At 64.1% G+C, this 10,818-nt stretch carries 12 protein-coding genes; 1 reads left to right on the top strand and 11 read right to left on the bottom strand.

Features of this window, described 5'->3' with window-relative positions:
- The coding region (locus GY725_11370) for an alanine:cation symporter family protein (protein ID MCP4004786.1) at window positions 1-1,308 on the bottom strand (1,308 nt) is incomplete at its 3' end.
- 26 nt (window positions 1,309-1,334) lie between these two features.
- On the opposite strand from GY725_11370, the gene GY725_11365 reads away from it, so the two are divergent.
- Window positions 1,335-3,038 (top strand): amidohydrolase, encoded by a 1,704-nt coding sequence (locus GY725_11365; protein MCP4004785.1) that lies wholly within the window; start codon window positions 1,335-1,337, stop codon window positions 3,036-3,038.
- On the opposite strand, the gene GY725_11360 is transcribed toward GY725_11365, so the two are convergent.
- The 10 genes from GY725_11360 to ybgF form a co-directional block, all read right to left on the bottom strand.
- Entirely contained in the window at window positions 3,035-4,321 is a 1,287-nt protein-coding gene (locus GY725_11360; GenBank protein ID MCP4004784.1) for a matrixin family metalloprotease, read from the bottom strand. The two genes, GY725_11365 and GY725_11360, sit on opposite strands and share 4 nt — an antisense overlap.
- On the bottom strand, window positions 4,318-4,836 hold the full coding sequence (gene smpB / locus GY725_11355; protein ID MCP4004783.1) for an SsrA-binding protein SmpB: 519 nt from the start codon (window positions 4,834-4,836) through the stop codon (window positions 4,318-4,320). The genes GY725_11360 and smpB overlap by 4 nt, the downstream gene beginning before the upstream one ends.
- Window positions 4,808-5,458, bottom strand: coding sequence for a DUF502 domain-containing protein (locus GY725_11350; protein MCP4004782.1), 651 nt, complete (start codon window positions 5,456-5,458; stop codon window positions 4,808-4,810). The genes smpB and GY725_11350 overlap by 29 nt, the downstream gene beginning before the upstream one ends.
- A gap of 84 nt (window positions 5,459-5,542) precedes the next feature.
- On the bottom strand, window positions 5,543-5,890 hold the full coding sequence (locus GY725_11345) for an aspartate 1-decarboxylase (GenBank protein MCP4004781.1): 348 nt from the start codon (window positions 5,888-5,890) through the stop codon (window positions 5,543-5,545).
- Window positions 5,887-6,753, bottom strand: coding sequence for a pantoate--beta-alanine ligase (locus tag GY725_11340; GenBank protein ID MCP4004780.1), 867 nt, complete (start codon window positions 6,751-6,753; stop codon window positions 5,887-5,889). Before GY725_11340 ends, GY725_11345 begins: the two co-directional genes overlap by 4 nt.
- Window positions 6,740-7,543: a 3-methyl-2-oxobutanoate hydroxymethyltransferase gene (gene panB / locus GY725_11335; GenBank protein MCP4004779.1), complete on the bottom strand. Its 804-nt coding sequence runs from the start codon at window positions 7,541-7,543 to the stop codon at window positions 6,740-6,742. Before panB ends, GY725_11340 begins: the two co-directional genes overlap by 14 nt.
- 247 nt (window positions 7,544-7,790) lie before the next feature.
- Window positions 7,791-8,615, bottom strand: a complete 825-nt coding sequence (gene rsmA, locus GY725_11330) for a ribosomal RNA small subunit methyltransferase A (protein MCP4004778.1) — start codon at window positions 8,613-8,615, stop codon at window positions 7,791-7,793.
- Entirely contained in the window at window positions 8,612-9,640 is a 1,029-nt protein-coding gene (gene tsaD / locus GY725_11325) for a tRNA (adenosine(37)-N6)-threonylcarbamoyltransferase complex transferase subunit TsaD (protein ID MCP4004777.1), read from the bottom strand. Before tsaD ends, rsmA begins: the two co-directional genes overlap by 4 nt.
- 57 nt (window positions 9,641-9,697) lie before the next feature.
- On the bottom strand, window positions 9,698-10,051 hold the full coding sequence (locus tag GY725_11320; GenBank protein ID MCP4004776.1) for a conjugal transfer protein TraR: 354 nt from the start codon (window positions 10,049-10,051) through the stop codon (window positions 9,698-9,700).
- On the bottom strand, window positions 10,048-10,803 hold the full coding sequence (gene ybgF, locus GY725_11315) for a tol-pal system protein YbgF (GenBank protein ID MCP4004775.1): 756 nt from the start codon (window positions 10,801-10,803) through the stop codon (window positions 10,048-10,050). Before ybgF ends, GY725_11320 begins: the two co-directional genes overlap by 4 nt.
- Window positions 10,804-10,818: the final 15 nt, after the last annotated feature.

Below are 10,818 nucleotides of genomic sequence, written 5' to 3'. Positions count from 1 at the left end.
TTCGAGCTGGATCATGCAGCCCAACGCCACGAAGATGCAGAACACCGCGTTGAAACTCTGCACCTTGGCGCGCGAATCACCGACCAGGTAGACCCACGCGACCAGGCCGTAGTACGACCAGGAAATCATCGTCGAAAACGCAAATAACATGGCCGCGACGGCCAGGGGCACCGGCGCCCACCAGAGATTTCGCTCGAAGGCGGCGGAAGTCATCTCGATGCCACCGAGCCCCCCGTGGATGAAGCCGGGCACGAAGTAGGACGTCGTGATCACGACCAGCGCAGTCACCTGACAGATGACGACCGTATCGATCAGCGGTTCGAGCAGCGATACATAGCCTTCGGTGAGCGGCTCGCCGGTGCGCACCGCAGAATGCGCGATCGTGGCCGAACCTATGCCCGCTTCGTTCGAAAACACGGCGCGTTGAAATCCGATGATCATCGTTCCCAGCGCTCCACCCGCCACACCGTCGGAACTGAAGGCCCCCGCAATCATCTGGCCGTAGGCCCAGGGCAAGGCCTCTGCGTTCATCGCCAGCACGACGAAGGCCGCCGCCAGGTACAGAACAGCCATGAACGGAACGAGTCGCGAGGTCACGCGCGCGATGCTGCGAATGCCGCCGAGGATCACCGATGCAACCGCGAGGGCGATCGTCACACCCACGAGCCAGCCCTTGTCGGCCAGCCAACTCTCCGCGCCGCCGGTCACCCCCACGATCTGCACGAACGCCTGATTGGACTGGAACATATTGCCGATCCCCAGGCAGCCAATCACGATGCCCACGGCGTAGAAGAGCCCCAGGCCGCGACCGAGCCGCGACCAGCCCAGTTCGCCGAAGCCGCGCTCCAGGTAGTACATGGGGCCGCCCCGCACGCTGCTGTCGGGATTCTCGCGCCGGTAGATCACGCCCAGAGTGCATTCGACGAACTTCGTGGCCATGCCCAGGAAGCCCGCCACGATCATCCAGAACGCCGCGCCCGGCCCACCCAGGGAAACGGCGATCGCCACGCCGCCAATATTCCCGATACCCACGGTGCCCGAGACCGCGGTCGAAAGCGCCTGGAAGTGCGTCACCTGGCCGGGCTGATCGCTTTCTGCCGGTCGCCGTAGGAGTTCGAAAGCGTGGCGCAAGCCCCGCAGATTGATGAATGAAAAGCGGAACGTGAAGAAGAACGCCCCCGCCACCAGCCACAGAACGACCAGTGGCAATTCCGCGCCAGCGACCGACACCTTGAAGAAGACGAGGGCCGAAAGCGCGTCGGCCGCGGGTCGGACCCAGGCGTTGACTGCGGCGTCTAGCCCACTCATGCACTCACTCCGGATAGAATTGCACCATGAAATTTCTGCGAATCGTTCTGGTTCTCATCGTGATCGCGGCGGCCATCGCGGGCGTGCGCAGCTATCTGGGACGGCCCGGCAACGTCTTGTACGTCAACGGTCCGATCCTCACGATGGACGCGGAGAATTCCGTGGTCGACGCGCTCGCGGTCGCGGGAGATCGAATCTTCGCAGCGGGGAACGCGGCCGAGTTGCGCGGCTGGGCCGACGAGAACGGCGCCAGCGTGGTCGACCTGCAGGGTCGCGCACTCTTGCCGGGCTTCATCGACGCGCACGGTCACTTCCCGGGCATGGGCGTGTACGCGGTCTTCATCAACCTGAACAGCCCGCCCATCGGCAACGTGGAGACGATCGCGAGTCTGGTCACCCGCCTGACGGAACGCGCGAGTGAAACAGGGGACGGCGAGTGGATCGTGGGCATGGGCTATGACGACACTCTGCTCGCCGAGCGACGACACCCCACACGCCACGATCTCGATCAGGCTACTCCCCAGCATCCGATCGCAGTCTTGCACACTTCCGGACATCTTGCGGTGCTCAATAGCGCCGGTCTGGAACTGCTGGGAATCACAAAGGACACCCCGGATCCCGAAGGCGGCGTGATCCGACGAGATGCACAGGGAGTTCCCGATGGCGTCCTCGAGGAAACCGCGATGCACGCCGCGCAGGCCCTTCTGGTGCCGTCTGCGTTGGAAGGATTGCAGATGATGCGCGCTGCAAGCGAGATCTACCTGGAGCAGGGTGTGACGACCGCCCAGAGTGGCGCGACGGCGCTGAGCATGTTCCGGGCCTTCGACTGGATGTCCTGGCTAGGGATCATCGAAGTAAGGCTGGTCGTCTGGCCCGCACTCGACGGCGCCGAAGCCATGCTGGCGGGTGAAATCAAGGCACCCGACTGGGATCCGCTACGTCTGCGAACTGGTGCGATCAAACTGATCGGCGATGGCTCGATCCAGGGCTACACCGGCTATCTGTCACAGCCTTACTTCGTTCCCCCCGGTGACGATCCTGCTTACCGCGGCTACCCGCGCATTCCGCGCGACGAACTGATCGAACAGGTCGGCCGCTACCACGCAGCCGGTTACCAGCTGGCCGTTCACGGCAATGGCGACGCTTCGATCGACGACATCCTGGACGCGTTCGAAAAGGCGCAGCGCGAGAATCCTCGCGAAGACACCCGGCACATCGTGATCCACGCGCAGATGGCACGCGACGATCAACTCGATCGCATGAAGACACTCGGCATCCTGCCCAGCTTCTTCAGTCTGCACACGTTCTACTGGGGCGACCGCCACCGCACGATCTTCATGGGACCCGAGCGGGCAGCCCGCATGAGTCCCGCGGCTTCGGCGATCGAGCGAGACCTGCGCTTCACGATCCACGCAGACGTGCCGGTGGTACCTCTGGAACCTCTGCGCCTCGCCTGGGCGGCGGTCAACCGGCGGACGCGCTCGGGCTTCGAACTGGGCCCGGAACAACGCATCTCCGCGATGCAGGCCCTGCGAGCCCTGACGATCGACGCCGCCTGGCAGCACTTCGAGGATTCAGTCAAGGGATCGCTCGAAGCCGGCAAGCTCGCGGACCTGGTGATCCTGTCCGGCAATCCGCTCAGCGATCCCCTGGATCGGATCGCCGTGGTCGAGACGATTCTCGGCGGCCGCTCCGTCTACCGCCGAGACCTCGCGAACGATTCGAACTAACGAGGAGGCGCGGAAACGCCGGGCTTTCGCCGCCAGACCTTGGCCGCTTCGACCGGGTGATCGAGCGAGAGCAGCACACTGCGGAACCAGGGCTGATAGAGCTGGTAGTCCTCGCTGCGACAGTCCGCGATCACGAACACCAACCAGCCCTTCTGCCAGCCGATCATGCTGATCTCTTCGGTGCGACCGTCGGAACTCGCGACGACGCGCGCGATCGGCTGACCGTCGATCTCGAGCATCTCCGAGCGCTGGATTTCACCGGTGACGAGTCGGTTCAGGCTCAGGGGCGCGTACTCGGGATCGAAATCGCCTCGGCCCGACACCACCTGAATCGACGCGTCGTAGTCCCAACTCAGTCCGTCGATCGCAATCCAGCCGCGCGCAGAGCGAATCACCTGCCAGCCGCGCGGAAAACGCACCTCTACGTCGTAGCGATCGTCGCGCAACTCATGGTCGAGGCGCGGCGGATCGCGGCGCACTTCCGATAGCGGTTTCGAGCGGGCTTCATCCGTTCGCACGTAGATGCGGCCCGGCGCGAGTCGGTACAGAGCGCGCAGGGTATTCGTGTCGTGCTGGGACAGCGCGTCGACGCGACGATCGCTCGCCACGCGATACATGACGTCCCCTCGCAGCGGACTGTGTTGCCCCGAAACGCCTAGCACGTGGCCGATCTCGTGCAATGCGATCGACTGGACCTGATGGGGCGTCAGGAGGCCGACCGAGTCGCTGATGTACAGGTAGGCGTCATCGACCTGGTATTCGATGCGCACCTGATCGGGTTGCTCGCCGCGGCCCTGGATCTGGCAGCGCTCGGTTTCGTCACGCACCACGCCCAGCACAAAGCCTTCGGCTCTCTCGTTCTTGTCCGCCTGCATGTGAACGACCAGGCGCGCGTCCTTGCGCTCGTGCACGCGCTGAAAACGCACCGGCCGACCGATCGCCTTCTGCCAGATATCGAATGCGCGCTCGACCGCAGCCACGAACTCCCCGGGATCTCGTGGTCGGAATTCGTCCTGGAGTTCTTCGCGAATGATCGGAGACTCCACGTAGTAGCGCAGCGGGAAGGCATCGTCGGGCCAGCGACACACCACATAGCCGCGCCCCCCGAGTGGCAGAGATTCCTCGTGCAGGGCCCAGGGTAGATAGTTCGGCTCCGGAAGTCGCCCGGAGCGCGCGCGGAAACTCCAGTAGTCGTAGCGGCTGTGCTCGTAACTCGTCCCGCCGGTCTGACAGCCGATCAGCAACGCGCCCACGAGGCCGAACACGCCGAGTCGCCACTTCATCGCCGCTGAGCCTTGCGCTTGGTCAGGCGCTGCAGGCGCTTATCGGATTCGCGCTTCGCGATGGTCCGACGCTTGTCGTATAGCTTCTTGCCGCGCCCGAGCCCCAGAAGCACCTTCGCCCGCCCACCCTTGAAGTACATCTCGATCGGCACGAGGGTAAACCCGCGCTCGCGAAGCTTGCCGCCCAGGCGGTGGATTTCCCGGCGATTCAGAAGCAGCTTGCGCTCCCGCTCGGGCTCGTGGTTGCGGTGGGTGGCCTGCTTGTAGGGCTCGATGTGGGCTTTGACCAGGAACGCCTCTCCGCCCTTGATCCGGCCGTAGGAGTCGGACAGGTTCGCCTTCCCCTCCCGCATCGATTTTACTTCCGATCCCTGGAGCACCAGCCCCGCTTCGATCGTCTCGTCGATCTCGTATTGAAAACGAGCGCGGCGATTCTTGCAGATGGTCTTGTGTTCGGCTTCGCTCAAGGGAAGAGGTTCCGTGCGGCTATGAGGCGCCCGCAGTTGCGGGCCCATCGGCGATCCCAGCGGAGATGATCAACTTGAACGCCTCTTCCACCGAGAGATTCGTGTCGATCAGTTCATCCGAGGGAACCAGCAGGAAATACCCGGTCGTGGGATTCGGCGTACTGGAAACGAATACCTTCGTCATTCCCGATGGTAGCCCTTCGGGGCCACCGTTTTGCAAACCCGTGACAAACGCGTAGGTATAAATGCCCTTGCGCGGGTACTCGAACAGCACCACGCGATCGAAACTCGCCGCACCGCTGGCTTCTCCGACGATCGCCTGCATGAACTGCTTGAGCACGGCGTAGATGCTGCGCGCCACCGGAATTCGCTCGACGATGCGTTCCCAGATCGTGACCGCGCTGCGTCCGATGAAGCTGCGCGTCGCGGCGCCGATCACCAGGATCACGAGGATGGTCGCCAGCGCGCCGACGAAGGGAGGTTGTTGAGCCTCGAGCCCGAGCGCTCTGAACAGACGCGGCAGCACCAGTTTGTCGAGCTGGTTCACGATCCACAGCACACCGAGGATCGTGAAGCCGACGGGAACGAAGACGAGCAGACCTGCGACGAAATCTCGTCGCAACGTGTCTGTGATCTTTCGCCAGACCCGCGGCCACAACCGGTCGCTCACGAACTTCCTCCGCTGGCCACCCGGAGCTCTCGGGAAGAGCACTCAAAAGGAAACCGAAGTCGATCGGGCGGCGGGCGAAAGATGCTAGCGGAGGGTGTTCTGAGCGTCGACGAAGCAGATGAGGGGATCGTAGGCGCGTGCTTCTTGCGTCTCCATCTGGACGTAGCTGGCGATGATGACGTGATCACCAGGCTTGACCAGATGCGCTGCTGCGCCGTTGATGCCAATCACGCCACTGCCCCGCTCGCCCGGAATCACGTAGGTGGCCAGACGCGCACCGTTGGTGCAGTCGTAGATGTCGACCTTCTCGTTGGGCAGAAGGTCGGCCGCATCCATGAGCGCGGTATCGATCGTGATGGAACCCTCGTATTCGAGGTTCGCGTCCGTGACCGTAGCTCGGTGAAGTTTCGACTTGAGAATGGTCCGGATCATCCGTCTGCCTCCAGGAGAGTGTTGTCAATGAGTCGGGCGCCTTCGAAGCTCGCCGCGACCGCCAGAATGGCTCGCCGCCCGATCCGATCGAGAGGAGCCAGGGTTTCGGGATCGCAGATCTCGACATAGTCGAGTTCTGCCAGCGGTTCTTTCGCGATGCGCCGGCGTGTGGCTTCGGCGATGAAGCGCACGTCGCGCTCACCGGCGCGGACGTGCTGCCGAGCTTCGTGAAGCGCGATGTTGAGCGCCCTGGCCTGGAGTCGCGCGTCGTCGCTCAGGTAGCGATTGCGCGAACTCATGGCGAGCCCGTCGGGTTCGCGCACGGTCGGAGCCCCTACGATTTCGGTGTCGAAGAGCAGGTCCCGGGCCATGCGCCGGATCACCGCCAGTTGCTGGTAGTCCTTTTCACCGAAAATCGCGACGTGCGGACGAGCCGCCTGGAACAGCCGCGCCACGACGGTGGCCACACCGCGGAAGTGCCCGGGGCGAGAGCGTCCACACAGGCCCTGTGTCAGCCGATCCACCGTGACCCAGGTCGCGTCGCCGGCCGGATACAGTTCGTTGGGCTCGGGCGCAAAAACCACGTCGGCACCGACCTTGCGCACCTGCTCGAGGTCGGCTTCCAGGTCGCGTGGGTAGCTATCGAAATCCTCGTTGGGTCCGAACTGTGTGGGATTGACGAAGATACTGACGATGGTTCGATCCGCGTGATGTTGAGCCATGCGCAACAGGGAGAGGTGCCCCAGGTGCAAGCTGCCCATCGTCGGCACCAACGCGATGCGCTTGCCCGCGCAGCGCATGCGCTCCGACCACTGCTGCAGTTCCCATACCGCGCGGATGATTCTGGGTTCAGTACGACTCATGATCTTCCGGGTACTTCTGCAGGCGAACCTCTTCGGCGAACATCTCGGCCGCGCGGGTCACGATCGCTCCGAGATCGACGTACTGGCGCACGAACTTGGCGGGGGCGCCCTCGCCCAGACCGAGCAGATCGTGCATCACCAGCACCTGACCGTCGCAGTGCACGCCAGCGCCGATGCCGATCGTCGGAATCTCCAGTTCGGCGGTCAGCTCGGCGGCCAGCTTCGCAGGAACGCATTCGAGCACGACGGCGAAGGCCCCGGCGGCCTGGACCGCACGCGCGTCGCGCAGCAATTGCTCGCGTCCGTCGTCACCGCGCCCCTGAACCCGATACCCGCCCATATTGTGGACCGACTGCGGGGTGAGGCCGATGTGCGCCATGACCGGGATTTCCATGCGCGTGATCGCTGCGATGCGCTCGGCCACGCGCTCGCCGCCTTCGAGCTTCACGCAATGGGCCCCGCCCTCCTTCATCATGCGGACGGCGTTGTTGACGGTGTCGTCGATGCTTCCGTGGTAGCTGCCGAAGGGCAGATCGCCCACGACCAGGGCGCAGTTTGCGGCGCGGGCCACCAGGCGCGTGTGGTAGATCATTTCGTCCAGGGTCACGGGCAGAGTCGTGTCATTGCCCTGGACCACATTGGCGAGTGAATCGCCGACCAGAAGTACGTCGATGCCGGCCCGGTCGAGAATCCGCGCGAACGCGTAGTCGTACGCGGTCAGCATCGTGATCCTCTCACCGGCGCGCTTCATCCGCGCGAGTCCGGGAACCGTAGTTCGAGTCTCTTTCATGCCGCCCTCCCTCCCCGCGCTCTGCGCGGGAATGCCCGCAACAAAAAAAGCGCCTCCGTCTGCGGAAGGCGCTCCACGATGTTGCAAGCCGTTGAGGACGGTCGAGGGCGATCCTTGGGGGGAAGGCTCACGGCCATCCGCAGCGATTCTGCGCCTTCGGTCCCGGTCCCTTCGGGGATCCAGGCTTCTGGGCTTTTTCGATGCGGACTGTTGTTACCGAGAGGCTAAGTCCGTTCGGGCGGGCCTGTCAATCATTTCCCGCGCGGTGGATGGCGTTCGCCAGGGCCAGGAATTCATGTTCTGAAAGGGTTTCGCCGCGCCGTTGCGGGTCAATTTCCACCCGCTCCAGACCGGCATCACTGCCCTCGACCTTGCCTTTCAGGGCCCTGCGCAGGGTCTTGCGTCGCTGTTGAAAAGCAGCTCGGACCACCGCGCGCAGAACGGGAAGGCTCTCGATCTCGACGGGCTCCTCGGTCGGGTCGAACAGCAGAAAGGTGGAGCGCACGTTGGGCCGGGGAACGAAGTCGTCCGGGCCCAGTTCCATGACCCTGTGCGCCCGGGAGAAAAGCCGGGTCCAGACCGAGAGCGTGCCGTAATTGCGGGTGCCGGGCTCCGCGAGCAGTCGGTCGGCGACTTCGGCCTGCACCATGAAGCCCCAACGGCGGAACGGGTTGCGCGGTCCCAGGAGCGCGCCGAGCAGGCGTCCCGAAATGTTGTACGGCAGGTTCCCGAGCAGGACCACGGGCGAGCCCAGTTCGCGCACCATGCCGCCCAAATCGGCTTTGAGCGCGTCTTCGTGGCGGATCTCGGTGTTCGCGGGCAGACCGTCGTCGCGCAGCGCCGCGACCATACCGCGGTCGACCTCGATCGCGATCAACCGGCGTACCACTTCCGCAATCGGCCGCGTCAACTGACCCAGCCCAGGCCCGATCTCGATGGCCGCGTCGTCACTGCACAATTCTGTAAGTTCCACGATGCGCTTCGCGGTCGCTGAAGAGTGCAGAAAGTTCTGCCCCCTCGATTTGGACGGCGCCAGGCCGCGCTGTGCGAGAGCATCGCGGATACGGGTCATGGGGTCGCGCCCGCCATGCCCAATGGAACCCGCGAGAACGCTTCGAGATCGAGCGAAGAGACGCGCCCGGCCCGGAGCATGCCGTCGGCCACGGCACCGATCATGGCGGCGTTGTCTGTGCACAGTCGGATCGCCGGGAACCGGACTTCCAGCCCGCGCTCGCTCGCCAGGGCCGCCATGCGCTCGCGAAGTCGCGAGTTGGCCGCAAGTCCGCCGACCACCGCGATGCGCGAAAGCCCGGTTTCGTCGAGCGCGCGCTGCGCCTTTTCGATCAGGACATCGCAGACGGCTTCCTGGAACGAGGCAGCGAGATCCGCGATATCGCCTTCTCCGAGCACTCCGCCGCTGGCTTCCTCACAACGCGTTGCGGCCAGCGAAACCGCCGTCTTCAGGCCTGAAAAGCTCATCTCGAGACCCGAGTCGCGCAGCATCGGCCTGGGAAAACTCCAGCGTTCCCCGTTCCCCGAGCGCGCGCGCTCGTCGATCTCGCGCCCGCCGGGATAGCCCAGGCCCATGCGTTTGGCGATCTTGTCGAACGCCTCTCCGGCAGCATCGTCGCGCGTCTGGCCCAGCAGGACCAGTTCGGCCAGCGTCTGCACGCGATAGAACTGGGTGTGCCCACCGGAAACGACCAGTCCCAGGAAAGGCAATTCCAGCGGTCGATCGCCGAGCAATGCGGACGCGAGATGCCCTTCGATGTGGTGCACACCGATCAGCGGCAGTCCGGTGCGATAAGCCAGCCCCTTCGCGAAGCACAAACCGACCAGCAGGGATCCGATCAAACCGGGGCCCGAGGTGACGGCGATCGCATCGACCTCTTCCAGCCCGACTCCGGCTTGATCGAGAGCGCGCCCCACGACACCGTACAGGTGTTGGACGTGATCTCGGCTGGCCAGTTCCGGGACCACACCGCCATAGGGCGCGTGGACCGCATCCTGGCTGTGCACCACCGACGCCAAGACCTGGTGGCCGTCGCGCACGAGCGCCGCCGCCAGATCGTCGCATGAGGACTCGATGCCGAGGATGAGAGGCAAGGCGAGGTGTCTCCCGGATTTCCTGGGCCCGGATGTCCGAAACCGGGGTTAGTGCTCGAGCTTCTCCTGCTGGCTCTTGCAATCGATGCACAGCGTGGCAACCGGACGCGCCTGCAGACGCTTGAGGCCGATATCCTCGCCGCACGACAAGCACTTGCCGTAGGTGCCTGCTTCGATCTTCGCCAGCGCGGCTTCGATCTTCTGCAAGAGAACCCGTTCGCGTTCGCGAAGCCTACCGACAAAAGCCAGTCCGCTCTCGGAGGACGCGGAGTCGATCTCGTCGGAGAAATCATCGGGGTCCAGGTGGATGTCGCCTGCAAGCGCCTTGCGCGCGTTCTCGATCAAGCGCTCTTTGTTCTCGTTGAGATACTTGATGAACTTCTTCTGATCCGTCTTCCTCACTGACCGAGAATCTCCAACTGTCTGCGGGCCTCGGTCACACGCGGGGAACTCGAATGGTCTCGAACGATTCGCTCGAAGATCTGGCGAGCGGCCGGTGTGTAGGAGGCACTTTGTCCTGTCTTTTTTCCGATCTCCAAAAGCGCGATGCCCTGGCGGTAGAGCGCATCGGGAACTTTGTTCCCGTCGGGATACTGCTTGACCACCTGGTCAAACGTAACCGCCGCCTGTTCGTGGTCACCGAGCTTGAAGTGGGACTCTCCCATCCAGAAAAGAGCGTTGTCTGCATAATCTGAAGACGGGTGAGTTTGGAGAAAGGCCTGAAATCGGTCAATGGCTGAAACGTGCTCTCCGGCGCGATAGCGGCGAAAAGCCTCTTCGTAGTCCCTGACCTCGCCACCGACGCCGCTCATGGGTGTGGGGGCGGCGGTGGGCGTCACGATATTCGGCGAACCGGCAGCCGGCTGGCCCTGGCTTGTCGGACCACTTCCCGAGCCCGAGGCATCGCGCGTTGCCGGCCTGGCAGCGGCGCTGGCCCGACTCGCGACCTCACGGGCCGCAACGGCCTCTTCCATGGCAGTGTCGGCAAGGTGGCGTGCCGCTTCGATCTCGCCCCGCATATTGGCGATCTCTTCGTGGAGCGATGCGACCTCCACGCCCAGTTCGGCCAGGCGAGAAGAGGAACCACCCCCTCCGCCTCCGCGAGCCTGCTTCAGATCCTCGACGTCCCGGCGAACTGCCTGAAACTCCGGCACGGTGATGCAGCCTAA

The sequence above is a fragment of the bacterium genome, assembly GCA_024226335.1.
Taxonomy (GTDB): Bacteria; Myxococcota_A; UBA9160; order SZUA-336; family SZUA-336; genus JAAELY01.
This window is presented reverse-complemented; position numbering and strand designations above follow the sequence as displayed.